The 25376-nt window shown below is 62.0% G+C and carries 20 protein-coding genes; 15 read left to right on the top strand and 5 right to left on the bottom strand.

Features of this window, described 5'->3' with window-relative positions:
- Positions 1-34: 34 nt before the first annotated feature.
- A complete protein-coding gene (gene ilvA, locus ACFIQF_RS03625; protein ID WP_393940126.1) occupies positions 35-1609 on the bottom strand; it encodes a threonine ammonia-lyase, biosynthetic in 1575 nt (524 codons plus the stop codon).
- A gap of 464 nt (positions 1610-2073) precedes the next feature.
- On the opposite strand from ilvA, the gene ACFIQF_RS03620 reads away from it, so the two are divergent.
- Positions 2074-2523 carry an OsmC family protein gene (locus ACFIQF_RS03620; protein WP_393940124.1) on the top strand — a complete coding sequence of 150 codons (450 nt, stop codon included), beginning with the start codon at positions 2074-2076 and terminating at the stop codon, positions 2521-2523.
- Between the two features lie 118 nt (positions 2524-2641).
- Here ACFIQF_RS03620 and coq7 read toward each other — a convergent pair whose 3' ends face one another.
- Positions 2642-3262 (bottom strand): 2-polyprenyl-3-methyl-6-methoxy-1,4-benzoquinone monooxygenase, encoded by a 621-nt coding sequence (coq7, locus tag ACFIQF_RS03615; protein ID WP_393940123.1) that lies wholly within the window; start codon positions 3260-3262, stop codon positions 2642-2644.
- A 322-nt stretch (positions 3263-3584) separates the two neighbouring features.
- Between coq7 and ACFIQF_RS03610 the strand changes: the two genes are divergently transcribed.
- Positions 3585-4643: a porin gene (locus ACFIQF_RS03610; protein WP_393940122.1), complete on the top strand. Its 1059-nt coding sequence runs from the start codon at positions 3585-3587 to the stop codon at positions 4641-4643.
- 152 nt (positions 4644-4795) lie between these two features.
- On the opposite strand, the gene ACFIQF_RS03605 is transcribed toward ACFIQF_RS03610, so the two are convergent.
- Positions 4796-5059, bottom strand: coding sequence for a hypothetical protein (locus tag ACFIQF_RS03605; protein ID WP_393940120.1), 264 nt, complete (start codon positions 5057-5059; stop codon positions 4796-4798).
- Between the two features lie 88 nt (positions 5060-5147).
- Between ACFIQF_RS03605 and ACFIQF_RS03600 the strand changes: the two genes are divergently transcribed.
- The 8 genes from ACFIQF_RS03600 (at position 5148) to ACFIQF_RS03565 (ending at position 15837) form a co-directional block, all read left to right on the top strand.
- The gene (locus ACFIQF_RS03600; RefSeq protein ID WP_393940118.1) at positions 5148-6728 is read left to right on the top strand and encodes an ABC transporter substrate-binding protein; all 1581 of its coding nucleotides are present in this window, start codon (positions 5148-5150) and stop codon (positions 6726-6728) included.
- Between the two features lie 126 nt (positions 6729-6854).
- Positions 6855-7835, top strand: coding sequence for an ABC transporter permease (locus ACFIQF_RS03595; RefSeq protein WP_393940117.1), 981 nt, complete (start codon positions 6855-6857; stop codon positions 7833-7835).
- A 1-nt stretch (position 7836) separates the two neighbouring features.
- Positions 7837-9054, top strand: a complete 1218-nt coding sequence (locus ACFIQF_RS03590; protein ID WP_393940115.1) for a M20 aminoacylase family protein — start codon at positions 7837-7839, stop codon at positions 9052-9054.
- A 67-nt stretch (positions 9055-9121) separates the two neighbouring features.
- Positions 9122-10684 (top strand): ABC transporter substrate-binding protein, encoded by a 1563-nt coding sequence (locus tag ACFIQF_RS03585; RefSeq protein WP_393940113.1) that lies wholly within the window; start codon positions 9122-9124, stop codon positions 10682-10684.
- Positions 10685-10748: 64 nt separating this feature from the next.
- On the top strand, positions 10749-11660 hold the full coding sequence (locus tag ACFIQF_RS03580) for an ABC transporter permease (protein ID WP_393940112.1): 912 nt from the start codon (positions 10749-10751) through the stop codon (positions 11658-11660).
- A 35-nt stretch (positions 11661-11695) separates the two neighbouring features.
- Positions 11696-12691 (top strand): ABC transporter ATP-binding protein, encoded by a 996-nt coding sequence (locus tag ACFIQF_RS03575; protein ID WP_393940110.1) that lies wholly within the window; start codon positions 11696-11698, stop codon positions 12689-12691.
- Positions 12692-12696: 5 nt separating this feature from the next.
- The gene (locus ACFIQF_RS03570; protein WP_393940678.1) at positions 12697-13746 is read left to right on the top strand and encodes an ABC transporter ATP-binding protein; all 1050 of its coding nucleotides are present in this window, start codon (positions 12697-12699) and stop codon (positions 13744-13746) included.
- A gap of 189 nt (positions 13747-13935) precedes the next feature.
- On the top strand, positions 13936-15837 hold the full coding sequence (locus ACFIQF_RS03565; RefSeq protein WP_393940108.1) for a bifunctional metallophosphatase/5'-nucleotidase: 1902 nt from the start codon (positions 13936-13938) through the stop codon (positions 15835-15837).
- Between the two features lie 21 nt (positions 15838-15858).
- On the opposite strand, the gene ACFIQF_RS03560 is transcribed toward ACFIQF_RS03565, so the two are convergent.
- The gene (locus ACFIQF_RS03560; RefSeq protein ID WP_393940107.1) at positions 15859-16704 is read right to left on the bottom strand and encodes a MurR/RpiR family transcriptional regulator; all 846 of its coding nucleotides are present in this window, start codon (positions 16702-16704) and stop codon (positions 15859-15861) included.
- Positions 16705-16706: 2 nt separating this feature from the next.
- The gene (zwf, locus tag ACFIQF_RS03555) at positions 16707-18176 is read right to left on the bottom strand and encodes a glucose-6-phosphate dehydrogenase (RefSeq protein ID WP_393940105.1); all 1470 of its coding nucleotides are present in this window, start codon (positions 18174-18176) and stop codon (positions 16707-16709) included.
- A 166-nt stretch (positions 18177-18342) separates the two neighbouring features.
- Here zwf and ACFIQF_RS03550 point away from each other — a divergent pair, with 166 nt between their 5' ends.
- From ACFIQF_RS03550 to pgi, 5 genes are read left to right on the top strand one after another with little or no spacing between them, the layout of a single operon-like run.
- Positions 18343-19353, top strand: coding sequence for an ABC transporter substrate-binding protein (locus ACFIQF_RS03550; protein WP_393940104.1), 1011 nt, complete (start codon positions 18343-18345; stop codon positions 19351-19353).
- A 57-nt stretch (positions 19354-19410) separates the two neighbouring features.
- On the top strand, positions 19411-21645 hold the full coding sequence (locus tag ACFIQF_RS03545) for an ABC transporter permease (protein WP_393940676.1): 2235 nt from the start codon (positions 19411-19413) through the stop codon (positions 21643-21645).
- A 1-nt stretch (position 21646) separates the two neighbouring features.
- Positions 21647-22690 carry an ABC transporter ATP-binding protein gene (locus ACFIQF_RS03540; protein ID WP_393940102.1) on the top strand — a complete coding sequence of 348 codons (1044 nt, stop codon included), beginning with the start codon at positions 21647-21649 and terminating at the stop codon, positions 22688-22690.
- Between the two features lie 56 nt (positions 22691-22746).
- Entirely contained in the window at positions 22747-23694 is a 948-nt protein-coding gene (gene tal / locus ACFIQF_RS03535; RefSeq protein ID WP_393940101.1) for a transaldolase, read from the top strand.
- Between the two features lie 55 nt (positions 23695-23749).
- On the top strand, positions 23750-25360 hold the full coding sequence (gene pgi, locus ACFIQF_RS03530; protein WP_393940099.1) for a glucose-6-phosphate isomerase: 1611 nt from the start codon (positions 23750-23752) through the stop codon (positions 25358-25360).
- The last annotated feature ends 16 nt before the right edge of the window (positions 25361-25376 follow it).

Genomic DNA, 25376 nt, shown 5'->3' with positions numbered 1-25376 from the left:
GCAGCGCTGGCAGCTATTTTGACTCTACCTCGTTTCAGCGGCTCGCTTGCAGGAACAGTCGGTAGGCGGGGTTTTGGGTTTCTTCCACCCAGGGATAGCCCAGGTTGTTCAAAAATTTCTCGAAGGCCTTGGAGTCTTCCTTGGGCACTTGCATGCCCACCAGAATGCGGCCGTAGTCGGCGCCCTGGTTGCGGTAGTGGAAGAGCGAGATGTTCCAGTTGGGCGCCATGAGGCTGAGAAACTTGAACAGCGCGCCTGGCCGCTCGGGGAAGATGAAGCGCAGCAGGCGCTCGTCTTGCGCCAGCGCCGAGTGGCCGCCCACCATGTGGCGCACGTGCTCTTTGGCGAGCTCGTCAAAGGTCAGATCCAGCGCCTCAAAGCCGTTCTTCTGGAAGTTCTTGGCGATTTTTTCCGACTCGCCCTTGCTGTTGGTGGAGATGCCGACAAACACATGGGCGCGGCGGTCGTCGCTGATGCGGTAGTTGAACTCGGTCACGCTGCGGGCGCCGCCGGGCAGGTTGCCAATCACCTCGCAAAAGCGCTTGAAGCTGCCGCGTTCTTCGGGGATGGTGACGGCGAACAGCGCCTCTTTTTCCTCGCCCACATCGGCGCGCTCGGCCACAAAGCGCAGGCGGTCGAAGTTCATGTTGGCGCCGCTCAGAATGGCGGCGTAGGTTTCGCCCTTGGTCTTGTGCTTGGCCACGTACTGCTTGATGGCGGCCACGGCCATGGCGCCAGACGGTTCGACCACCGAGCGGGTGTCGACAAAGATGTCTTTGATGGCGGCGCAGACGGCATCGGTGTCGACGGTGATGTATTCGTCCACCAGGTGCGAGGCCACGCGGAAAGTCTCTTCGCCCACCAGCTTGACGGCCGTGCCATCGGCAAACAGGCCGACATCGGCCAGCGTCACGCGTTTTCCTTCGCGGGCCGATTGCACCATGGCGTCCGAATCGTTCATCTGCACGCCGATGACCTTGATCTCGGGCCGCACCGCTTTGATGTAGTTGGCTACGCCGGCGATCAGGCCGCCGCCGCCAATGGGCACGAACACAGCGTTGAGCTGGGCCGAGCCGATCTTTTGCACCTGACGCATGATCTCCATGGCGATCGTGCCCTGGCCGGCGATCACGTCGGGATCGTCAAACGGGTGGACAAAGGTCAGCCCTTGCTCTTTTTGCAGCTTGATGGCGTGCTCATAAGCGTCGGAATAGCTCTCGCCCGCCAGCACGGCTTCGCCACCCATGCCCTTGACCGCATCGACCTTGATCTGCGGTGTGGTGGCAGGCATCACGATCACGGCGCGCACACCCAGGCGGCTGGCCGACAGTGCCACGCCTTGCGCATGGTTGCCTGCCGAGGCGCAAATCACGCCGGCCTTGAGCTGCTCGGGCGCCAGGTTCGCCATCTTGTTGTAGGCCCCGCGCAGCTTGAAGCTGAACACCGGCTGCTGGTCTTCGCGCTTGAGCAGCACCTTGTTGTGCAGGCGGCGGCTCAGGCTCTTGGCGGGGTCCAGATCGGATTCGACGGCCACGTCGTAGACGCGCGCGGTCAGGATTTTCTTCAGGTAATCAGCCGGCGTCAGCGCGGCAGCAGTCTTGGAAGGCATAGGGAATGCACGGCTAGGGTAGGGCGACAACAAAGGCAGCGCAGACGGGTGGCGCCAGACTGATGCGCCAGCGACAAGGCATTGCTTGTGGCTGCCAGACAGGCGCCAGCGGGCATCAGGGAATCTACGGGTATCGAAGCACTATAACCGCTGGCGCAAGCGGCCCGGCGCTGGCGCCGCAATGGGCGAGTGCGCGGATAGAAAAAAAGCCCCTGATGTGAATCAGGGGCTTGAAACCACCATTGAGAGGTGGAGGAGACAACTGGCATGCTACATTCGCAAACCCTTGCGGGGCAGAGGCTGCGAAGAGCAGATGAGCCAAGTATAGCGATGTTTCTGTTGCGATGCAGCAAAATAGAGTGCGCAACCAATATTTTTTACAATCGCGCCCATAGCCGGCACCAACTGGCGCTGGTACAGGGGAATCTGCCACACTACGGGCAGTTGTTTTTTGGAGAATTGCAATGGAATGCACGGTGACATGGACGGGCGCGAGCGGTGCCCGCTCGGGAATGGGTTTTGTCGCAGAAACCGGCAGCGGCCACGTGGTGGCCATGGACGGCGCGCCCGATGCCAACAACCCCGCCAACGGCGGCCAGAACCTGGCGGCACGCCCCATGGAACTGTTGCTGGCGGGCACGGGCGGCTGCACGGCTTATGACGTGGTGCTGATCCTGAAGCGCGGCCGCCATGATGTGAAAAACTGTACCGTGGCCTTGAAGGCCGAGCGTGCCGAGACCGAGCCCAAGGTGTTCACCAAGATCCACATGCAGTTCACCGTCACCGGCAAAGGCATTCCGCCTGCCGCTGTAGAGCGCGCCATTGCCATGAGCCACGAAAAGTACTGCTCGGCCAGCATCATGCTGGGCAAAACGGCTGAAATCACGACCGGTTTTGACCTGGTAGAGGCTTGATGGTGGCGCGGCGCTGAGCCGCTCAGTACACGCCGCAGGCCGAGCTGAGGCCCAAGAAAAAACCGCCGGGTGCTGTCGCCGGGCGGTTTTTTTGATGGCGTGGTGCGTGCGGTTGCTCCTAAATATAGTGCGCCGTGGTCGTCATCACCTTGGCGGCCACCTTCATCAGTGCTTTGGCCGGTGGCGGCACGGGAATGGCGCCGGCATCGATAGCGGCCTGGGCGTGGCGCTCTTCATCGTCTTTCATTTGTGCCACTACGGCCAGCGATGGTGCGTCGTGCTGCGGCAGCCTCTCCAAGTGCGACTGCAAATGGGCGGACACCTGGTTTTCCGTTTCTTCGACAAAACCCAGGCTGGCGCGGTCGCTCACCTTGGCAGCCACCGTGCCGATCAGGAAAGCACCGGCAAACCACAGCGGATTGAGCAGGCTGGTGCGATCGCCCAGGGCTTGCAGACGCTGGTGCGTCCAGGCCAGGTGGTCCATTTCTTCTTGCGCCGCTACCAGCAAGTGCTCGCGCAGCTGCTCGTTCTTGGTCACCATGGCCTGGGCGGTGTACAGCGCCTGGGCGCAAACCTCGCCGACATGGTTGACACGCATGTACGCAGCCGAGAGCTTTCTCTCGGCAGCGCTGAGCTCGGCCTCTTCAATGCCGGTGGCTGGCGAAGGCGTTGCCGCGCGCGGTGTGGCAAATAAGGTACGCAGTGCCGTGTCTGCGGCGCACAGGAGTCGATCTTGCATAGCTGCCTATGGTAACCACTAGAATAGGGCCGCCCAGGCGACAGGCGTATTGCTCTTGCAAGGCCTTGTTTTTGGGCAAATATTTTTCCGAAAAGCAACGGCCGCTGACATTCGTTAAACGTTGCACACAAGCAACGATTTACGCGGATTAGGCCTCCATGTGGGGGAATTTGTTTGCGCAACCGCCTGCGGTCTGTTGAAATAGCCATAACTTCCACACTAGGAGGTTGGCGCGGGAGCAGGTAGAAGTTGTGCAGATCCGTGAGGCTGACATCAACCCCCCCGTACCAGCGCCGTCTGTTAAACCTTGGAGTAACTCGCAATGAAAAAATCTCTTGTTGCCTTGGCAGTGCTGGCCGCTTCCGGCGCCGCAATGGCTCAATCTTCCGTGACCCTGTTCGGTATCGTTGACGCTGGCGTGACCTACGCTAAGACCAGCGGTGGCGAAAGCAACTACGGTGTGTCGAATTCCGGTAACGCCACCAGCCGTCTGGGCTTCCGCGGCGTGGAAGATCTGGGTGGTGGTCTGAAGGCTGGTTTCTGGCTGGAAGGCGCTATTCAGAACGACGAAGGCACCGGTGCTGGTGGTGGCGCTTCGGGCCCTGGCTTCGAATTCAAGCGTCGTTCGACCCTGTCGCTGATGGGCAACTTCGGTGAAGTCCGTCTGGGTCGCGAACTGACCGCTGCTTACTCCACCGTGAGCGCATACGACGTGTTCGGCCAAGTTGGTATCGGCCAAAACCACAGCTTCGGCAAGATCGGTGATCCTATCCGTACGTCGAACATGGTTTCGTACTACACCCCCGCTCTGTCCGGCTTCAAGCTGGGCGTGAACTACGGTTTCGGCGAACAAGCTGGCGACAGCTCGGCTAAGCGCTACATCGGCGTGGCAGCTGGCTACGAAAACGGCCCTCTGAGCGTTGGCATCGGCTACGACCAGCAGAACGATCCTTCGTTCAAGCTGTACGGTGTTGACTACGCTGTGGACAAGACCAAGAGCCTGGGCCTGGGTGCTTCGTACAACTTCGGCGCATTCAAGCTGGCTGGTTTGATCCGCCAAGTGCAAGCTGAACAAGCTGGCCAAAAGTCCAAGCTGCAATCGGCTAGCCTGGGTGCTACGATGGCTGTTGGCGCCGCTGGCGAAGCCCGTCTGGCTTACAACTACTACGACTACAAGGACATCGACGGCAAGGCTCACCAGCTGTCGCTGGGCTACGTGCACAACCTGAGCAAGCGCACTGCTCTGTACGGCACCTACGCTTTCCTGAAGAACCAAAAGAACGAATCGGTTAGCCTGAGCACCGGCGGTCTGGCTATCGACCCAGCTCGCGCTGGCAAGAACCAAAACGCTGTGACCGTTGGTATCCGTCACGCTTTCTAATTGAGGGCTGGGTCTCCCAGCTTTCCACTTAGAAAAACAAAGCCCGTCGCAAGACGGGCTTTTTTCATGCGCCATGGGGCTTGCTCCATGGCGCTTGTCGTTTGGGTGGACGCGGAAAGCGGCAGCTCGCCAAGGCATGTACGCCTTGTGTCTCAGGTCATGTTGGAGGTCTTTTCTGGAAAGCAGTTCTTGGGCTGTTTCTGCCAAGAATGTGCAAAATAAAAGCCTGAATAGTCGACTTGAGAGACAGTTTTTGTCGCTTTGTCAGGTTTTTTCGCAACTTTTATCGCGGAAAAATAGAAGTTCTCGCGCGCATTAAAAATTTTGTCAGTAAGTGCTATCGCTGCTGGTCGCGCCAGCAAATGCTTTGCAATATCTGCTTGCGTTGTCGCCTCGTTGTAGCAGAAATTGTGCACAGCCAGCGGCTCGTGCCCTTGGGGGAAGCACCATGAAGCCGTTGGAGGCCTTGCGGCATAGTGAAGGACTTATTTTTTGCGAGGACTTATGAAACAGCCTTCTCTTGCTCTGGTTGCAATAGCGGTAGCCGCCGCGATGACAGCTGGCGTGGCCCAGGCCAAGCCCTTCAAGTGGGCCAGCCAGGCCGACGTGGCCAGCTGGGATATCCATGCCCAAAACAATGGCCTGCACAACGCCATTCACCCCTACGTCTACGAAACCCTGGTGACCTATAACAGTAAAAATTTCCAGGTAGAGCCTTTGCTGGCCACGGCGTGGAAAGAGGTGACGCCCAAACAGATGCGCTTCAACCTGCGCCAGGGCGTCAAGTTCCAGGACGGTTCGGCATTCACGGCCGATGACGCGGTGTTCTCCATCACCCGCGCCATGGCCAAAACCTCGAACTACGGCCCCTTTGTGCAGGGCATCGAAAAAGTGGTGAAGGTGGATGATGCCACCATCGATATCTTCATGATCGACCCGAACCCCGTGCTGCTGCGCCAGCTCACCGAGCTGCGCATGATGAGCAAGGCCTGGGCCGAGAAGAACAAGTCCACCGAGCCGATGGACATCAAGAAAACCGACGAGAACTTTGCCCACCGCAATGCCATGGGCACCGGGCCTTTCATTCTCGAATCGTGGCAGCCTGATGTGCGCATGGTGCTTAAGAAGAACCCGAACTGGTGGGGCAGCATGCCCGGCAACGTGACGGACATCACCTATACGCCGATCAAATCGGCCGCCACGCGCATGGCAGCACTGCTGTCGGGCGAAGTGGACATGGTGCTGGACCCCACGCCGCAAGACTTGAACCGCTTGCGTGCCAGCCCGAACCTGAAGATTCTGGAAGGCTTGGAAAACCGCACCATTTTCTTTGGCATGGACCAGTTCCGCGACGAGCTGCCAGGCTCCAGCGTCAAGGGCAAGAACCCGCTCAAAGACCAGAAGGTGCGCCAGGCGCTGTACCAGGCCATCGATATCAACGCCATCACCAAGACCATTTTGCGCGACCTGGGCAAGCCCACCGGTACGCTGGTGGCGCCACAGGTGAACGGCTGGACGCAAACGGTGGGCAAGCGCCTGCCTTACGACCAGGAAGCCTCGAAGAAGCTGCTGGCCGAAGCCGGTTACCCCAATGGTTTTGAGGTGGATTTCGCCTGCCCCAACAACCGCTATATCAGCGACGAAGCCATCTGCCAGGCGGTGACGGCCATGTGGGCCAAGGTGGGTATCAAGGCCAAGCTGCGCACGCTGCCCATGGCCACCTATTTCCCGATGATCCAGCGCTACGAAGCCAGCATCTACATGCTGGGCTGGGGCGTGCCCACCTTTGATGCGCTCTACAGCCTGCAATCGCTGGTGCGCACCGTGGGCAAGGGCGGTGACGGCAACTACAACGTGGGCCGCTACAGCAACGAGCGCATGGACTACCTGGTCGACCGCGTGAAGACCGAGACCGACCAGCCTGTGCGCACCCGCATGCTGACCGAGGCGCTGCAGCTGTCGAACGACACGTTCTCGCACCTGCCGCTGTACGACCAGGTCATTCCCTGGGCGATGAAGAAAAACATCGACATGGTGCACCGTGCGGACAACCGCGTGGACATCAAACTGGTGACGATCAACTAATAAGAAAAACAACGTTGGTCTTTGGCCCACAACCATCTACCATGGTTGTGGGCTATCAAAAGGATAGCTGGTAGCGCGGGTGCTGCAGCCAAGCAGCGGCAGTGCCGGCAACGATGAGAGTCAGCCATGTTTGCATTCATATTGCGCCGATTGATCCAGGCGGTGATCGTGATGGTCGCCGTGGCGTTCATTTCCTTCATGCTGTTCCAGTACGTGGGCGACCCGGTCACCTTCATGCTGGGCCAGGACGCTACGGCCGAGCAGATCGCCGAGCTGCGCAAGGCCCTGGGCCTGGACCAGCCATTTTTTGTGCAGTTCTGGCACTTTCTGATCAATGCCGCGCAGGGCGAGTTCGGTATCAGTCTGCGCCAAGGCGCCAAGGTGTCGTCGCTGATTGCGGAGCGCTTCCCGGCCACCTTTGAGCTGGCCATGGTGGCGGCCGCATTGGCACTGATTCTGGGCGTTCCCATGGGTGTGTATGCAGCGCTCAAGCGCGGCAGCTTCATGAGCCAGATGTTCATGACCTTGTCGCTGCTCGGCGTGTCGCTGCCCACCTTCCTGATCGGCATCTTGCTGATCCTCATCTTCTCGGTACACCTGGGCTGGTTCCCGAGCTTTGGCCGTGGCACGACCACGCAACTGGGCTTTTGGAGTACCGGCCTGCTCAGCGCCAAGGGCTGGCACCATATCGTGCTGCCGGCCATTACCCTGGCCATCTTCCAGCTCACACTGATCATGCGTCTGGTGCGCGCCGAAATGCTCGAAGTGCTGCGCACCGACTACATCAAATTCGCCAAGGCCCGAGGCCTGAGCAACCGCACCATTTACTTCGGCCACGCGCTCAAGAACACCCTGGTGCCGGTGATGACCATTACTGGCCTGCAGCTCGGCGGCCTGATCGCTTTCGCCATCATCACCGAGACCGTGTTCCAGTGGCCGGGCATGGGCCTGCTGTTCATCCAGGCGGTCACCTTTGCCGATATTCCAGTGATGGCCGCTTACCTGTGCCTGATTGCGCTGATCTTTGTGGTGATCAACCTGGTGGTTGACCTGCTGTATTTCGTGGTCGATCCGCGCCTGCGTGTCGAAAAGTCGGGAGGCCACTGAGATGCAGCGCCTGCCTTATAACGCCAGCTCGCGCGCCTTCTCGCACCTGGCGCAAATTCACCCGGAGTTAACGGCCTTCCGCCGTGATCTGCATGCCAACCCCGAGCTGGGTTTTGAAGAAAAGTACACCGGCGCGCGCGTGGTCGAGGCCCTGCGTCTGTGCGGTGTGGACGAAATCCACCAAGGCATTGGCAAGACCGGCGTGGTCGGCATTGTCCGTGGCAAGCAAAGCGCCAGTGGCCGCATGATCGGTTTGCGTGCCGACATGGATGCGCTGCCCATCACCGAGCAAGGCAATTGCAGCTGGAAATCCGGCAAGCAAGGGCTGATGCACGCCTGCGGCCACGACGGCCACACCGCCATGCTCGTGGGCGCAGCCCGCTACCTGGCGGAAACGCGCAACTTCGACGGCACCGCCGTGCTGATTTTTCAGCCCGGTGAAGAAGGCTACGCCGGCGCCCGCGAGATGATTCAGGACGGTTTGTTCGACCAGTTCCCCGTGCAGTCGGTCTACGCCATGCACAACTGGCCGGCCATGCGCCAGGGCACGATCGGCATCAACCCTGGCGCCATGATGGCAGCGGCCGACCGCATCCAAATCAACGTTGCCGGCAAAGGCGGCCACGGCGCCCACCCTTACCAAACCAACGATGTGGTGCTGGCTTCGGCGCATTTGATCACTGCCATCCAAAGCATTGTTTCGCGCAATGTGCGCGCCATCGATGCGGCGGTCATCAGCATTTGCGCGGTGCAATCGGGCGATCTGGGCGCTTTCAGCGTCACGCCCGGCTCGGCCACTTTGGTGGGCACGGTGCGCACCTTCAACCCCGATATCCAGAACCTGGTCGAGCGCCGCTTGAACGAGTTGTGCCAGGCCGTGGGTTTGGCTTTTGGCGTGACCGCGCAGCTGCAGTACGAGCGCAGCTACCCCGCCACCATCAACACCGCAGACGAAGCCTTGTTTGCCGGCGATGTGGCTGCCAGCCTGGTGGGCGAAACCCAGGTAGTGCGCAACATGGACCCGAGCATGGGCGCGGAGGATTTCTCCTTCATGCTGCAGCACAAACCCGGCGCCTACCTGCGGCTGGGTCAGGCGGTCAGCGACGACATCATTCCATTGCACAACAACCGCTACGACTTCAATGACGACGTGCTGCCGCTGGGCGCGGCGCTGCATGCCGGCATCATCGAACAGGGGATGCCGCTGGCAGCGGCCTGATGCTTGTCCAACGAGCCGGCGCTTGCGTGCTGGCACCATTCCAAAGGGGTAGACGATGAAAAAAGCAATGCACAAGACTTTGGTAGCCGCGCTGCTGGCGGCGGGCTGTATGGCTGCCAGCGCGCAGGCCGTGCGCATTGGCGCGCAGGGAGATGCTCTGTCGATGGACCCGCATTCGTTCAATGAAACCGTGCAATTGAGCGTGACGGGCAACGTCTACGAACCGCTGGCTGGCCGCAACAAAGACCTGAGCCTGCGCCCGATGCTGGCCACCAAGTGGGAGCAGACCTCGCCCACCGTCTGGCGCTTCACCTTGCGCCAGGGCGTGCAGTTCCACGATGGCACGCCTTTCACCGCAGACGACGTGGTGTTCACCATGATGCGCACGCAGTTGGAAGGCTCGGACATGAAGAGCTACACCAACGCGATCAAAGAGACGCGCAAGGTCGATGATTTCACGGTCGACATCGAGACGAAAGAGCCCGCGCCGATCCTGCCGAGCATGATCTCGCAGGTCTACATCATGAGCAAGAAGTGGACCGAGGCCAACAACGCCGTCAACCCGGTCGATCGCCGCAAAGGCGTGGAGAACACCGCTTCGTTCAAGAGCAACGGCACCGGCCCATACCGGGTGCGCGAGCGCCAGCCCAGCGTGCGCACGGTCTTCGGCCGCAGCGGCAATTACTGGGACAAGATCGAAGGCAATGTGCAAGAGGTGGTCTACACCCCGATTGCCAACGATGCCACCCGCGTAGCAGCGCTGCTCTCGGGCCAGGTCGATGTGATCGACCCGGTGCCTGTGCAAGATCTGGACCGCATCAACAACAGCGGCAGCACCCGCGTGGTGACCGGCCCTGAGCTGCGCGCCATCTTCCTGGGCATGGATCAAAAGCGCGACGAGCTGCTGAACTCCACCGTCAAGGGCAAGAACCCGTTCAAGGACAAGCGCGTGCGCCAGGCCTTCTACCAGGCCATCGATATCGAGGGCGTGCACAAGCAGGTGATGCGTGGCTCGTCCTACAACCTGGCCACCCTGATTGGCAAGGGCGTCAATGGGTTTGACCCCGACATCAAGCGCCTGCCCTACGACCCGGCCGCCGCCCAGAAGCTGCTTGCCGAAGCGGGCTACCCCGATGGCTTCGGGCTGACCATGAACTGCTCGAACGACCGCTACATCAACGACAGCCGTATCTGCCAGGCCGTGGCCGCCAACCTGTCCAAGATCGGTATCAAGGTACAGCTGCAGGCCGAAACCAAGGGCACCTATTTCCCGCGCATCATGCGCCACGAAACGGCGTTCTACATTCTGGGCTGGACGCCGTCCACCTATGACGCGCACAACCCGCTGCTGGCGCTGATGAATTGCAACGACGGCAAGGGCGCTGGTGCGTTCAACTACGGCAACTACTGCAATCCCAAGGTGGATGCGCTCACGCGCCAGGTGCAGTCGGAAACCGATGTGGCCAAGCGCACGGCGCAAATCCACGAAGCGCTCAAGATCGTGGCAGACGATGTGGGCTACTTGCCGCTGCACCAGCAGTTCATGAACTGGGGTGTGAGCAAGAACGTGGAGCTGGTGCAGATGGCCGACGGCTTCATGCCCTTCAAGTGGATGACTGTGAAAAAGTAAACCGTGGTGATGCAGGCGCCACCGGCGATCCTGGCGGCGCCTGCCAGACAGAAGAGAGATGACGATGACGAACCGACTCAAACGCTGGCTCGACAGCGATGTAGGCTACAGCTTCCGCACTTCGCCGACCGCAATCGTGGCATTCATCATTGCTGCAATTTGCGTGTTCTGCGCCGTGTTTGCCAACTGGGTGGCACCGCACAACCCCTTTGATCTGACGACGCTGGAGCTCAGCGACGCGCGCATTCCGCCGGTCTGGAGCGAAGAGGGAAGTTGGAAATACATTCTGGGCACTGACGACCAGGGCCGCGACATTCTCTCGGCACTGATGTATGGCGCGCGCATCTCGCTCATCGTCGGTCTGGCTTCGGTGGCTTTGTCGGTGATCGTGGGCGTGGGCCTGGGTTTGCTGGCCGGCTTCAAGGGCGGTTGGATCGATTCGGTGCTCATGCGCCTGTGCGATGTGATGCTGTCTTTCCCAGCCATTCTGGTGGCGCTGCTGATTGCCGGCGTGGGCCGGGCGCTGTTTCCCAATGCCAATGAATCGCTGGCCTTTGGCGTGCTGATCATCTCGATCTCGCTGACCGGCTGGGTGCAATACGCACGTACGGTGCGCGGCTCCACCATGGTCGAGCGCAACAAGGAATACGTGCAGGCGGCCCGCGTAACGGGTGTCTCGCCGCTGCGCATCATGTTCAAGCATGTGCTGCCCAACGTGCTGGGGCCGGTCATGGTGCTGGCCACCATTCAGGTGGCTACGGCCATCATCACTGAGGCCACGCTGTCGTTCCTGGGCGTGGGCGCGCCGCCCACCTCGCCTTCGCTGGGCACGCTGATCCGCGTGGGCAACGATTACCTGTTCTCCGGCGAGTGGTGGATCACCATTTTCCCTGGCCTGATGCTGGTGCTGATTGCGCTGTCGGTCAACCTGCTCGGTGACTGGCTGCGCGATGCGCTCAACCCGCGCCTGCGCTGATGCGCGGCGCCCAAGACGAAGAAGGACGAACCACGATGTCGTTGTTGGAAGTAAAGAATCTGGTGGTCGAGTTCCCCAATCGCCATGGCGTGTTGCGGGCGCTGGACCAGATATCGTTCTCGATTGCGCCGGGCGAGATCCTGGGCGTGGTCGGTGAATCGGGCGCGGGCAAATCGCTCACCGGTGCCTCGATCATCGGCCTGCTGGAGCCGCCAGGCCATGTGGCCTCGGGCGAGATCGTGCTCGAAGGCGAGCGCATCGACAACCTGCCGCCCGAGAAAATGCGCCATATCCGCGGCCGCCGCATCGGTGCGATTTTTCAAGACCCGCTCACCTCGCTGAACCCGCTCTACACCGTGGGCCGCCAGCTGATCGAAACCATTCAGACGCACCTGAAGCTGTCGGACAAAGAGGCACGCCAGCGCGCCATCGACCTGCTCAAGGACACCGGTATTCCCGCGGCTGAAGAGCGTGTGGATCATTACCCGCACCAGTTCTCCGGCGGCATGCGCCAGCGCGTGGTGATTGCGCTGGCCCTGGCGGCCGAGCCCAAGCTGATCGTGGCCGACGAGCCCACGACGGCGCTCGACGTATCCATCCAGGCGCAGATCATCAGCTTGCTGAAAAACATTTGCCGCACGCGTGGCGCAGCGGTGATGCTGATCACCCACGACATGGGCGTGATCGCTGAAACCTGCGACCGCGTAGCTGTGATGTACGCCGGCCGCATTGCGGAGATTGGCCCGGTGCACGAAGTTATCAACCACCCGGCGCACCCTTACACGCGCGGCCTGATGGCGTCCATCCCCGATATGGACGACGACCGCGAACGCCTGAACCAGATCGACGGCGCCATGCCGCGCCTCAACGCCATCCCCAAGGGCTGCGCCTTCAACCCGCGCTGCACCCAGGTGTTTGGCCGCTGCCAGGAAGAGCGCCCTGATCTGATGCCCGCTGGTGCCACCCGGGCGGCTTGCTGGTTGCACGCCGCCGATTACCAGCCCGAGACCGTGACTGAGGACGCAGTATGAGCGACATGGCAAGCGTAGAAGCAAAACGCGCAGCAGCAGGTAACGAGCGTGCGCCCCTGGTGCAGGCCCGCGATCTGGCCAAAACTTTCGATGTCTCCGCCCCTTGGCTCAACCGCGTGTTGGAGCGCAAACCGCGCAGCCTGTTGCGTGCGGTTGATGGCGTCAGCTTTGATATTGAAAAAGGCAAGACGCTGGCGCTGGTGGGTGAATCCGGCTGCGGCAAAAGCACGGTGGCCCGTTTGCTGGTGGGCTTGTACGGCCCCACGCGCGGCACCTTTACCTTTGATGGGCAAGACGCGCATGCCGCCTTCAAAGACCCGAACGCCCGCGCCATGCGCCGCCGCGTGCAGATGATTTTTCAAGACCCGTATGCCAGCCTGAACCCGCGCTGGTCGGTGGAGCAGATCATCGGCGAGCCGCTCAAGGAGCACGGTCTGATCACCAACACCGAACAGCTCAAGGCCCGCGTGGCTGAGCTGCTGGTGCAAGTGGGCCTGGCGCCGATGGACATGCTCAAGTACCCGCACCAGTTCTCGGGCGGGCAGCGCCAGCGCATCTCGATTGCGCGCGCATTGGCTACCGAGCCGGAGTTTCTGGTTTGCGACGAACCCACCTCGGCGCTCGACGTATCGGTGCAGGCGCAGGTGCTCAACATCATGAAGGACCTGCAGAAAAAGCGCAGCCTGACTTACCTCTTCATCTCGCACAACCTGGCCGTGGTGCGCCACGTGAGCGACCAGGTCGGCGTCATGTACCTGGGCCGTCTGGTGGAGCTGGCCGACAAGCAGACCTTGTTCGCCAGCCCGCGCCACCCCTACACGCGCATGCTGCTCGATGCCATCCCCAAGATGCACGACACCGGCAAGGCGCGCACGCCCGTGCAAGGCGAAGTGCCCAACCCCTTGAACCCGCCTACCGGCTGCGCCTTCAACCCGCGCTGCCCGCTGGCCAACGACCGCTGCCGCAGCGAGCGCCCGCAGCTGATCGACGACAACGGCACCAAGGTGGCCTGCCACGCGGTGGAGGAAAAGCGCATTCCGATCACCGCGATCTGAGCCTTCTTCTCCCGCTTCTCAAAAGCCCAGGCAGCACTGCAGCCTGGGCTTTTTTGCATTGGCTTCATGCCAAGCGGTGCGCTCGAAATGCATATCTCGCACGCTTGCCATGCATCTGCAACGCGCCCTTCATCAGCATGTCATGCGCTGGCCCAAGCATTGAGAGCATTGCTTTGCAGGGAGTAAAAGATGACAGCTTGGAGAATGCGGCCGGTACTGCGTGGACTTTTGTGCAGCGTGGCTGCGGCGGCCTTGGCGGCTTGTGGCGGTGGCTCGGATGGCGACAGCAAAAAGTCGGACAGTTTGACGATTCTGCACATCAACGACCACCACTCCACCTTGGCCAGCAAAACGACCACGTTGCAACTGCCTGTGGATGGCAAGACCACGGCAGTCACCGTGGACGCCGCTGGTTTTCCGCGCGTCACAGCCGCCATTGAGGAGTTGGCCGCGCGATCGGACAGCGTGCTCAAACTGCATGCGGGCGACGCGATCACCGGCACCTTGTATTTCAACCGCGCTGGCGCCGATGGCGAGGCTGACATGGCCATGATGAGCACCGTCTGCTTTGACGCCTACACCTTGGGCAACCACGAGTTCGACAAAGGCGACACCGGCCTCAACGGCATTCTGGAGCGCTTGCGTACCGGCGGCTGCAACACACCCGTGCTCAGCGCCAATGTGCAGTTTGGTGCCAGCTCGGCGCTCAACCCCAGCCGCACCAGCAACTTGGTCAAGCCCTCGGTGGTGCTGGAGCGCGGTGGCCACAAGGTGGGCATCATCGGCCTGACCATTGCGCAAAAAACCAAGGCCTCGTCCAGCCCCGACAAAGACACTTTGTTCGAGGACGAAGCCAGCGCCGCGCAGCGCGAAATTGACAAGCTGCAAGCCCAGGGCGTGCAGCGCATCGTGCTGCTCAGCCACATTGGTTACGACTACGACAAGCAGCTGGCCGCCAAACTGCGGGGCGTGGACGTGATTGTGGGCGGCGATTCGCACACCTTGCTGGGGCCCGATACCCTCAAAACCCTGGGCGTTGGCACGCCCGGCGGCGCTTACCCCACGCGCACGGCCGACAAAGACGGCAAGCCCGTCTGCGTGGTGCAAGCCTGGGAATATTCGCAAGTGGTGGGCGAGCTCAAGCTCCGATTCGACCAGAACGGCGTGCTCACCGAATGCCAGGGCACGCCCCATGTGCTGATTGGCGACCAGTTCAAAATTGCCGGCCAGGAGGCCACGGCTGCGCAACGCAGCGCCATTGTCAGCAGCATCAACAGCAGTGGCTTTTTGCGCATGACCACGCCGTCGGCCAAAGCGCAGGCCGTGCTCAAGCCTTTCAGCGACAAAGTGGCGGGTTTCAATGCGACCAAGGTGGCCATTGCGCCCCAGGAGCTGTGCTCGCGCCGTGTTCCCGGCGGTGAAGGCACTATCGACTACAGCCGCTCCAGCGCGGCCTGCAATGCAGAAGGCAGCGTGAGCTTGCGCGGCGGTGATATTCAGCAGCTGGTGGCTGAGGCCTATTTGCAAGTGGCCAAGCGCAGCTACGGCGGCGCCGACATATCGCTGCAAAGCGGTGGCGGCGTGCGCGTGCCGCTGAAGGCTGAAGTGACTGCGGCCAACGCCATTCAGGTGCTGCCCTTTGGCAATATGCTCTTCCGCTTGAGCGTGACGGGTGCGGAGGTCAAAGCCATGCTCGAAGACGGGCTGGAAGCCGTGTACGGCAGCGGTGGCTCTACTGGCCCTTATCCCTACACTGGCGGCCTGCGTTTTGATGTGAATGCAGCCGCTGCTTTTGGCAGCCGTGTCTCGGGCCTGGAGGTGCGCGATGCCAGCAGCGGCCAGTGGGGCCCGCTCGACAGCGACAAAACCTACCGCTTGTTTGTGCTGAGCTTCAACGCCAATGGCGGCGACGGCTACAAGACCTTGGCCGCCGTGCCCGCAGCGCGTCGGCTGGATATTGGCGTGCTCGATGCTGATGTGTTCTTCAACTTCATCGAAGCCCAGCCCAAGGATGCGGCCAGCGGCCTGCCTTTGCTGCAGCGCCTGCCGACCGATCTGTACAGCACCAAGAGCTTTGTGGGCGGGCGTTGAAGCGGCGCAGTGCCGCCGCCATCAGGTATAGCGCTTGGCGCGCAGGTTGTCTTTCATCTGCTGCAGAACCGGCTGCAGCGGCTCGCCAATGCGCAGTGCTACGCCGGTGGCAAGCACGTCGATGATCAGCAGATGCAGCAGGCGCGAGACCATGGGGCTGTAGCGGTCGTAGCCTTCGGGGTGGTCGGCAGCCAGGTGGATATCGGCCGCGCGTGCCAGCGGCGAGCCGCTGGCGGTGATGGCGATGGTGGTGGCACCGTTACGCTTGGCGATCTCGGTCGCATCCATCAGATCGCGCGTGCGGCCCGAGTTGGAGATGACGATGGCGCAGTCGCCCTGGCCCAGCATGGTGGCGCTCATCACCTGCATGTGGCCGTCGCTGGTGGCCAGGCTGGTGACGCCCAGGCGGAAGAACTTGTGCTGCCCGTCCTGCGCCACGATGCCGGAGTTGCCCACCCCATAGAACTCGATGCGCTTGCCCGCCTGCCAGGTGGCCACAATGGCGCAGGCGGCGGCCTCCAGCGCCGAGGTGCTGGCGGCGTTGCGGTAAGCCAGAAAGGCGGCCACCGAGTTGTCTACCACCTTCACCAGTACATCGCTGGTTTTGTCGTCGGCATCCACGCTGCGGTGGATAAAGGGCACACCCTCGCTCACGCTGCCGGCGAGTTTGAGCTTGAAGTCGGCCAGCCCGTCGTAACCCATGCTGCGGCAAAAGCGCACCACGGTCGGTTTGCTGACGTGGGCCCGCTCGGCCAGCTCGCGCACCGGCAGCGAGGCGAAGGCGCGCGGGTCGGCCAGCACGAGGCGCGCCACGCGCTGCTCGGCCGGTGCCAGCGAGGGCAGCGATGCAGTAATGCGGTCCAACATGCTCAATACTCTTCCATCCAAAAGTGGCCATCTCGGGCCACCAAAGCGCTGGCTGCGCCCGGGCCCCAGCTGCCGGCGGCGTAGGGGCGTGGGCCTTCGCCATTGGCGTTGGCTTGCTGCCAGTTGTCCAAGATCGGTTCCACCCATTGCCAGGCGGCTTCTTGCTCGTCGGCGCGCACAAATAGGTTCAGGCGGCCGGCAATCACGTCGAGCAGCAAGCGCTCGTAGGCGCCCACGCGCTCGCTGCCAAAGCGCTGGTCAAAATCCAGGTCGAGCGCTGCGGGCGAGAGCGTGGTCATGCCGCTGGCGTCGTTCTGGCTTTGCGCGGCGGCCATGAGCTGCAGCGTCAGCCCATCCTTGGGTTGCAGGTGGATCACCAGGCGGTTGGCTGCGCCCATGGGGGTGCGGTAAATCGCGTGCGGAACCTGGCGGAAGTGCACGACGATGGACGCATCGCGCCCGGCCAGGCGTTTGCCGGTGCGGATGAAAAACGGCACGCCCGCCCAGCGCCAGTTGCTGATTTCGGTGCGCAGCGCCACAAAGGTTTCTGTCTGGCTGTGGGGCGACACGCCGGGCTCCTGGCGGTAGCCGGGCACGGGCTGGCCGCCAATCTGGCCGGCCGCATACTGGCCGCGAACCACGTCGCGGCTCAGGCTCTCGGGCGTCCAGCGTTTGAGCGATTGCAAGACCTTGAGCTTCTCGTTGCGGATCGCATCTGCATCGGCGCTGATAGGCGGCTCCATGCCAATGGCGCACAGCAGTTGCAAGGCGTGGTTTTGCACCATGTCGCGCAGCGCGCCGGTGGTGTCGTAGAACTCGCCGCGCTTTTCCACGCCCAGTTGCTCGGACATCGAGATTTCGATGCTGGCAATGTTCTCGCGCCGCCACAGCGGCTCGAAAATGGTATTGCCAAAGCGCAGCGCCAACAGGTTTTGTACCGAAGGTTTGCCCAGGTAGTGGTCGATACGGAAGATCTGCTCTTCGCGGAACACCTGGCGCACCGCCTGGTTGATGGCGATGTTGGATGGCAGATCGTGGCCCAGCGGCTTCTCCAGCACCACGCGGGTGCGCGGCGTGGCCAGGCCGCTGGCGCCGAGCTGCTCGACCACGGTGGTGAACAGCGAAGGCGCGGTAGCCAGGTACATCACCACCGTATCGGCCTGGCGCTGCGCCAGCAGTTCAGCCAAGGCGGCATAGTCGCCGGGGTGCGACAAATCCATGCGCAGGTAGTGCAGGTGCTCGGCAAACTGCGCGTACTCGCCGTTGTGCGGGCGCTTGTCGGCTTCTACCTCGGCCAGGCGCGTGGCGATCAGTGCGCGGTATTCGTCCTCCGTCATCTCGCTGCGGCCCACGCCGATGATGCGGCCGCCCGCCGGCAGGCTGCCGTGGCGGAAAGACTGGAACAGCGCGGGCAGCAGTTTGCGCCAGGCGAGATCGCCGGTGCCGCCAAACAAAACCAGGTCAAAGCTCATGAAACTTCCTGAACATTCATGCAGTGGATAATGTAACTTGGTTTCATGACCTAGGGGAAGCCCGTAAGCATCGGCGGGCATTCGTGTCCTTTTTGTGTCAAATTGCTGACGATAATTGCTGCTGGCAATACATATCCAAACAACGAGATACCAACAAGGAGAAGCTATGCAACGCTGGATGCTGGGAGGCGCTTTGGCCGTCGCTGCGCTGAGCGCACAGGCACAAGGCCAGGTCAACGTGATCTGTTCCGTGCAGGCCGAATGGTGCAACACCATGGCCACGGTCTACACCAAGACCACGGGCACCAAGGTCAACATCACGCAAAAGGGCTCGGGCGAGGCATTGGCGCAATTGAACGCCGAAAAAGCCAACCCCAAGACCGACCTGTGGTTTGGCGGTACGGGCGACACCCACCTGCAGGCCGCAGAAATGGGCTTGACGCTGGAATACCAATCGCCGCTGCTCAAAGAGCTGCACCCTTGGGCGGTGCAGCAGGCCAAAGATTCGAAGTACCGCACCGTTGGCGTGTACCTGGGCCCGCTGGGCTTCGGCTTCAACAAAGAGCTGCTGGCCAAGAAGAAGGTGGCAGCGCCTGCGTCTTGGGCCGATCTGATCAAGCCTGAGTACAAGGGCGAAGTGCAGATGGCCAACCCGGCCAGCAGCGGCACCGCCTATACCGTGATCGCCACGCTGGTGCAGATCATGGGCGAGGACAAGGCCTTTGATTACCTGCGCGCGCTCAACAAGAACATCTCCAACTACACGCGCTCGGGCACTGCGCCTGTCAAAGCGGTGGCGCGGGGCGAGACCATGGTGTCGATCAGCTTTGTGCACGACGTGACGACCGAGGCCGTGCACGGCTTCCCGGTCGATGCGAACACGCCGTCCGAAGGCACGGGCGCCGAGATCGGCTCGATGAGTATCGTCAAGCACGGCCCGAACACGGCCAACGCCAAGAAATTCTACGAATGGGCGCTGACGCCGGGCGGCCAGCAGTTTGGTCTGGCGGCCAAGCAGTACCAGCTGCCCAGCAACAAGAACGTGCCCAAGGACCCGCGCGTGGTCGATCCGGCCAAGATGAAGCTGATCAACTACGACTACGCCAAGTACGGTGCCAGCGCCGAGCGCCGCCGCCTGATCTCGAAGTGGGAAAAAGAAGTTCAGGACGCCAAGTAACACCCGGCTTTAGCGCCCGCCTGCCGGGCGGAGACAGCAATGAATGCAGTTGCAAACATGCCGGCGCCCGCGTCGGCACAGCGCCCTGCACACCAGGCCCAGGGCGCTAACCACGCGCTCTGGGCCTGGGTGTTGATCGGGCTGGCAGCCTATCTGGTGCTGCCTTGGTACGCCATCCAGGACGCCAATGGGCTCACACAGATCGGCGCCGTTTTCAGCGATGAGCAGGCCGGCAACGGCCTGATGCAAGCGCTGCAATGGGGCCGTGCCTGGCTGTGGGGCGGCGTGGCCGGCTTGCTGGTGGCTGCCGTGGCTGCCGCCATGCCAGCGGGCAAAAAGCAGGGCGCGGTTTTGCTGTTGGGCGGTGCTATCGGCCTGCTGGTTTTGCTGGGCAGCGGTTTTGTGATTGGCGCGCGCGGCTGGTCGTACGAATGGCTGAACCAAAGCTTTGGCGAGCTGGAGGTGCGGCAATTCGGCTTTGGCTGGGGCGCGTTTGTAGCGCTCACCAGCCTGATGGTGTTGTTCGCTTTTGGCCTGGCGCGGCGCGGCTACTTCAAAGGCGATCTGTTTGTGGCCGCTGCCGTGGTGGGCTGCGGCAGCTTGCTGGCGCTGTTCATCGTCTACCCGGTGGCCAAGGCGCTGAGCGGCGCGTTCTTTACCGAAGATGACCAGTTTCTGTGGAACGCCATCATCGGCCGCGTTTTCAACGAGCGCAATTTCGGCCTGGCTTGCCTTACCGATGGCAAGCGCTGCGGCGTGGCCTGGAACACCTTGTTCATCGGCTTGCTGACAGCCGCGAGCACCACCTTTTTGGGCACACTGATGGCGTTGATGGCCGAGCGCTCGGGCCAGCGCGGCAGCAAGGCGTTGAACGTGCTGGCACTGCTGCCCATCATCACGCCGCCGTTTGTGGTAGGCCTGGGTTTGATCTTGCTGTTTGGCCGCGCCGGCATCGTCAACGAGCTGCTCGAGTCGTGGTTTGGCATTGAGCCCACGCGCTGGTTCTACGGCTGGTTTGGCGTGTGGGTGTCGCAGACTTTTGCTTTCACGCCGATTGCCTTCATGATCATGCGCAGCGTGGTGCAGGGCGTGGCGCCGAGCATGGAAGAGGCGGCACAGACCTTGCGCGCCAGCCCGACGCAGACGTTCTGGACGATCACGCTGCCGCTGCTCAAGCCCGGCCTGGCGAATGCGTTCTTGGTGGGTTTTATCGAAAGCATGGCCGATTTCGGCAACCCGATTGTGGTGGGTGGCCAGTTCTCGGTGCTGTCGACCGAAATCTTCTTCTCTATTGTCGGCGCGCAGTACGACCAGGGTCGCGCCGCATCGCTGGCCTGGATTCTGATGGTGTTTGCGCTGGCCGTTTTCGTGCTGCAGCGCAAGCTGCTGGGCAGCAAGAGCTACACCACGGTTTCGGGCAAGGGTGATGCCGGCATTGCCTTGCCGCTGCCGCCCAACATCAAGCGCCTGGTGTACGGCATTGCGCTGCCGTGGATGCTGTTCACGCTGGTGGTTTATCTGTTTGCTTTTGCCGGCGGCTTTGTGCAGACCTGGGGGCGCGATTACACGCCTACCCTGAACCATTTCCGCTCGGCCTTCAGCCTGGAATGGGGCGAGTTTGGCCTGGTCTGGGCGGGCACGGCCTGGAACTCGTTCTTCACCACCATCAAGCTGGCGGCCATCTCCGCACCGATGACGGCGACGGTGGGCCTGCTGATTGCGTGGCTGCTGGCGCGTACCGAGTTCAAGGGCCAGGGCGCTTTCGAGTTCTCGGCGTTGCTGGCTTTTGCCATCCCCGGCACGGTGCTGGGCGTGAGCTACATCCTGGCTTTCAACGTGCCGCCGTTTGAGCTGACGGGCACCTCGCTCATCATCATTCTGTGCTTCATGTTCCGCAATCTGCCGGTGGGTGTGCGCGCGGGCACGGCGGCTTTCAAGCAGCTCGACAAATCGCTGGACGAGGCTTCGCTGATGCTGCGCGCCGGCAGCGTGCAGACCTTGCGCCATGTGGTGCTGCCGCTGCTCAAGCCGGCCCTGGTCACGGCCCTGGTCTACAGCTTTGTGCGGGCGATTACCACGGTGAGCGCGGTGATCTTTTTGGTGACCGCCGAGAACGAGCTGGCCACCACCTACATCATCGGCCGCGTCGGCAACGGCGATTACGGCATTGCGCTGGCGTATTGCACGGTGCTGATCGTGCTGATGTCGCTGGTGACGGCGGCGATCCAATGGTTGGTGGGCGAGCGGTCGCTGGGCCGGCGCAAGGCCAAGGCTGCGCAGGGAGTGCATTGATATGGACGGAATTGTTTTTCAGGATATTTGCAAGCGCTACGGCAGCGGTGCCAACGCGCCCATGGCCGTGCAAGGCATCAGCTTCGAGGTGCCCAAGGGCACGCTGACGACCATCCTCGGCCCGTCGGGCTGCGGCAAAACCACCACCTTGCGCATGATCGCCGGGCTGGAGTCGCCCACCAGCGGTCGCATTTTCATCGACGGCCAGGACGTCACCACGCTCGGCCCAGCGCAGCGCAATGTGAGCATGATGTTCCAGAGCTATGCGCTGTTTCCGCACATGACGGTGCTGGAGAACGTGCAATACGGCTTGCGCATGTCGGGCGTGCCCAAGGAAGAAGGCAAGCGCCGCGCTGTCGAGGCGTTGCGCAATGTGGGTCTGGATCGCTTTGACGAGCGCCTGCCAAGCGAGCTCTCGGGCGGCCAGCAGCAGCGCGTGGCCTTGGCGCGGGCTTTGGTGTTGGAGCCAGCGGTGCTGCTGTTCGACGAGCCCTTGTCGAACCTGGACGCGCGCCTGCGCCGCGAAATGCGCGAAGAAATCCGCAGCCTGCAGCAGCGCCTGAAACTGACCGTGGCCTACGTGACGCACGACCAGAGCGAGGCCTTGGCGGTGAGCGACCAGATCATCGTGATGGACGTGGGCCGCATTGCCCAGCGCGGCACGCCGCAAGATCTGTATGAGGCGCCGCAGTCGGAGTTTGTGGCCGGCTTCATGGGCGAGGCCATGCTTTTCCCTGGCGTGGCGGGGGCCGATGGCCGCGTCAGCCTGGGGCCGCTCAGCATCACGCCGCGCCAGGCAGTGGCCGCTGGCCCGGTCAAAGTGGCGGTGCGGCCCGAAGCCTGGCAAATTGGTGCTTCTGGCGAGGGCATTGCCGCCACCTTGGCCAAGCGCTCTTACCTGGGCAGCGGCTACGAATACAGCTTTGACACGGCCTTGGGGGCGATCTTTGTGGTCTCGCCCGAATTGGCGCAGGTGCTGCCGATCGGCGCGCAAGTTGGGTTAAGCTTGGGCCGGCACGGCGTGTCCGTCGTGCCCAGCAAGTGACCAGATCGCAGCCGCGTGGGTGCATGCACCGGCGCGCAGATTGACAGAGAACGACCATGAACCAACTCGATGCACTCAAAGCGCTGACCACTGTGGTGGCAGACACCGGCGATTTCCACCAACTGGCGCAGTTCAAGCCGCAGGATGCGACGACCAACCCGTCGCTGATCCTCAAGGCGGTGCAAAAGCCCGAGTACGCGCCCTTGCTGGCCGAGACGGTGCAGAAGTTCCGTGGCCGTCCGCTGGACGAGATCATGGACCGCCTGCTGGTGCGTTTTGGCCGCGAGATTCTGGCCATCATCCCTGGTCGCGTGTCGACCGAAGTGGATGCGCGCCTGTCGTTTGACACCAATGCCACGGTCACCCGAGCACAGCGCATCATCGAGCTCTACCAGGCCGAAGGCGTGCATGTGGACCGCGTGCTGATCAAGATTGCCTCCACCTGGGAAGGTATCCAGGCGGCCAGGCGGCTGGAGCAGCAAGGCATCCACACCAACCTGACCTTGCTGTTCGCGCAGTGCCAGGCCATTGCCTGTGGCCAGGCCAAGGTGCAGCTGATCTCGCCTTTTGTCGGCCGTATTTACGACTGGTACAAAAAGCAGGCCGGCGCCAACTGGGACGAAGCTGCCATGGCCGGTGTCAACGACCCGGGCGTGCAATCGGTCAAGGCCATTTACCAGTACTACAAGCACTTCGGCATCGCCACCGAAGTGATGGGCGCGAGCTTCCGCAATATCGGCCAGGTGATTGCGCTGGCCGGCTGCGATTTGCTCACCATTTCTCCGGATCTGCTGGCGCAACTGGCAGCGGCCGACGCGCCGGTCGCGCAGGCTTTGTCGGCCGATGCGGCCAAGGCCATGGCGCTGGAGCCGGTGCAGTACGACGAAGCCAGCTTCCGCTTTGCCCTGAACGAAGACGCCATGGCCACCGAAAAGCTGGCCGAAGGCATTCGCGCCTTTGTGGCCGACGCCATCAAGCTCGACAAGCTGTTGCAATCTGCTTGAAATTGGCCGTCGTGCCGGTCTGAGAGGGCTGGCTGCGGCTTTACACTCTGCGGCTATGAATCCAGAATTTGCGATGCAGCGCAAGCGCTGCGACCAGACCGGCGCGTGGCAACAATTACAAGCGTATTTTGATGGGCCTGGTCGGCAGCTGGACGTGCGGGTGGCGTTTGAGCAAGACCCTGATCGGCTGGCGCGCTGGAGCCAGCGTGCTCCACATCTGTTTGCCGATTTGTCCAAGAATCTGGTTGATGAACGCAGCCAGCAATTGCTGTTGCAGCTGGCGCGCGAGTGCGACCTGGAAAGCCTGCGCGACGCCATGTTTGCTGGCGCGCCCATCAACCAGTCGGAAAACCGGGCGGTCATGCACTGGCTTTTGCGCCAGCCTGCTGATGGCCTGGATAGCTGGCTGCCCCAAAGCCCAGCGCCGGTGCGCGAGGCCCTGCAAGAGGTGCATGCCAGCCTCCAGCAGATGCTGGCACTGGCCGAGCAGGTGCGCGCCAACCCGCAGATCACCGACATTGTGAACATCGGCATTGGCGGCTCCGACCTAGGGCCGGCGATGGTGGTGAACGCGCTGGAAGACTGGCGCATTGCAGGCAAGCGTTTCCACTTTGTCTCGAACGTCGACGGCCACGAGTTGGGCCATGTGCTGGCGCAGATCAAGCCCGAGTCGAGCCTGTTTCTGGTGGCCTCCAAATCCTTCACCACGCTGGAGACCATGGTCAATGCGCATTCGGCGCGCGACTGGTTTCTGGCCCAAGGTGGCAGCGAAGACCGGGCCGCGCCTTTGTCGATTGCCCAGCATTTCTGGGCGCTCACCACCAACACCGAAGCGGCAGCCAAGTTCGGCATCGATACGACCTTGGGCTTTTGGGATTGGGTGGGCGGCCGCTACTCGCTGTGGTCGGTGATCGGCTTGCCTATTGCCATTGCTGTGGGCGCCGACAACTTCCGCGCTCTGCTGCAGGGCGCGCACGAGATGGACGAGCACTTCAAAACCGCACCGCTGGAGGCCAATCTGCCGGTGCGCATGGGCTTGCTCGATGTCTGGTACCGCAACTTTTACCGATTCGATTCGCGCTGCGTAGCGCCTTACAGCCATGGCCTGCGCCGCTTGTCGGCCTATCTGCAGCAGCTGGAGATGGAGAGCAACGGCAAAGGCATGGATGTGCACAACCAGGTTTTGCCGTATTCCACCTCGCCGGTGGTCTGGGGCGAGCCGGGTACCAATGGCCAGCACGCTTTCTTCCAGATGATCCACCAGGGTCGCGACGTGATTCCGGTGGAATTCATTGCCGCGCGCGACGGTGGCAAAACCCTGACCAGCCACCAGAACAACCTGGTGGTCAACGCCATTGCGCAAGCCCAGGCCTTGCTGGTGGGGCGCACGCAAGAGAGCGGCCCCAAGTATTGCCCCGGTAATCGCCCCAGCACTTTCTTGTTGATGGACAAACTCACGCCCACTTCGCTGGGCGCTTTGATTGCGCTGTACGAACACCGCGTGTTCGTCAGCGGTGCGCTCTGGGGTATCAACAGCTTTGACCAGTGGGGAGTGGAGCTGGGCAAGCAGCTGGCCAAGGATTTGTTTGCGCGCCGCACCAGCAATGACTGGGAAGGCGTGGATCCTTCCACCCAGGCGCTGGTGAACAAGCTGGCACCAGGTTGACAGCAGGCGCTTGACG

It is taken from the genome of Comamonas trifloxystrobinivorans, from assembly GCF_043359985.1.
GTDB classification, from domain to species: domain Bacteria; phylum Pseudomonadota; class Gammaproteobacteria; order Burkholderiales; family Burkholderiaceae_C; genus Comamonas; species Comamonas trifloxystrobinivorans.
Note: the sequence above shows the minus strand (reverse complement) of the source record. Positions and strands in the feature narration are given on the sequence as shown.

What these genes read in the sequence shown, in the direction of transcription:
- ilvA (WP_393940126.1), bottom strand. Translation starts at nt 1,609, where the DNA reads ATGCCTTCCAAGACTGCTGCCGCGCTGACGCCGGCTGATTACCTGAAG.
- ACFIQF_RS03620 (WP_393940124.1), top strand. Translation starts at nt 2,074, where the DNA reads ATGGAATGCACGGTGACATGGACGGGCGCGAGCGGTGCCCGCTCGGGA.
- coq7 (WP_393940123.1), bottom strand. Translation starts at nt 3,262, where the DNA reads ATGCAAGATCGACTCCTGTGCGCCGCAGACACGGCACTGCGTACCTTA.
- ACFIQF_RS03610 (WP_393940122.1), top strand. Translation starts at nt 3,585, where the DNA reads ATGAAAAAATCTCTTGTTGCCTTGGCAGTGCTGGCCGCTTCCGGCGCC.
- ACFIQF_RS03600 (WP_393940118.1), top strand. Translation starts at nt 5,148, where the DNA reads ATGAAACAGCCTTCTCTTGCTCTGGTTGCAATAGCGGTAGCCGCCGCG.
- ACFIQF_RS03595 (WP_393940117.1), top strand. Translation starts at nt 6,855, where the DNA reads ATGTTTGCATTCATATTGCGCCGATTGATCCAGGCGGTGATCGTGATG.
- ACFIQF_RS03590 (WP_393940115.1), top strand. Translation starts at nt 7,837, where the DNA reads ATGCAGCGCCTGCCTTATAACGCCAGCTCGCGCGCCTTCTCGCACCTG.
- ACFIQF_RS03585 (WP_393940113.1), top strand. Translation starts at nt 9,122, where the DNA reads ATGCACAAGACTTTGGTAGCCGCGCTGCTGGCGGCGGGCTGTATGGCT.
- ACFIQF_RS03580 (WP_393940112.1), top strand. Translation starts at nt 10,749, where the DNA reads ATGACGAACCGACTCAAACGCTGGCTCGACAGCGATGTAGGCTACAGC.
- ACFIQF_RS03575 (WP_393940110.1), top strand. Translation starts at nt 11,696, where the DNA reads ATGTCGTTGTTGGAAGTAAAGAATCTGGTGGTCGAGTTCCCCAATCGC.
- ACFIQF_RS03570 (WP_393940678.1), top strand. Translation starts at nt 12,697, where the DNA reads ATGGCAAGCGTAGAAGCAAAACGCGCAGCAGCAGGTAACGAGCGTGCG.
- ACFIQF_RS03565 (WP_393940108.1), top strand. Translation starts at nt 13,936, where the DNA reads ATGACAGCTTGGAGAATGCGGCCGGTACTGCGTGGACTTTTGTGCAGC.
- ACFIQF_RS03560 (WP_393940107.1), bottom strand. Translation starts at nt 16,704, where the DNA reads ATGTTGGACCGCATTACTGCATCGCTGCCCTCGCTGGCACCGGCCGAG.
- zwf (WP_393940105.1), bottom strand. Translation starts at nt 18,176, where the DNA reads ATGAGCTTTGACCTGGTTTTGTTTGGCGGCACCGGCGATCTCGCCTGG.
- ACFIQF_RS03550 (WP_393940104.1), top strand. Translation starts at nt 18,343, where the DNA reads ATGCAACGCTGGATGCTGGGAGGCGCTTTGGCCGTCGCTGCGCTGAGC.
- ACFIQF_RS03545 (WP_393940676.1), top strand. Translation starts at nt 19,411, where the DNA reads ATGCCGGCGCCCGCGTCGGCACAGCGCCCTGCACACCAGGCCCAGGGC.
- ACFIQF_RS03540 (WP_393940102.1), top strand. Translation starts at nt 21,647, where the DNA reads ATGGACGGAATTGTTTTTCAGGATATTTGCAAGCGCTACGGCAGCGGT.
- tal (WP_393940101.1), top strand. Translation starts at nt 22,747, where the DNA reads ATGAACCAACTCGATGCACTCAAAGCGCTGACCACTGTGGTGGCAGAC.
- pgi (WP_393940099.1), top strand. Translation starts at nt 23,750, where the DNA reads ATGAATCCAGAATTTGCGATGCAGCGCAAGCGCTGCGACCAGACCGGC.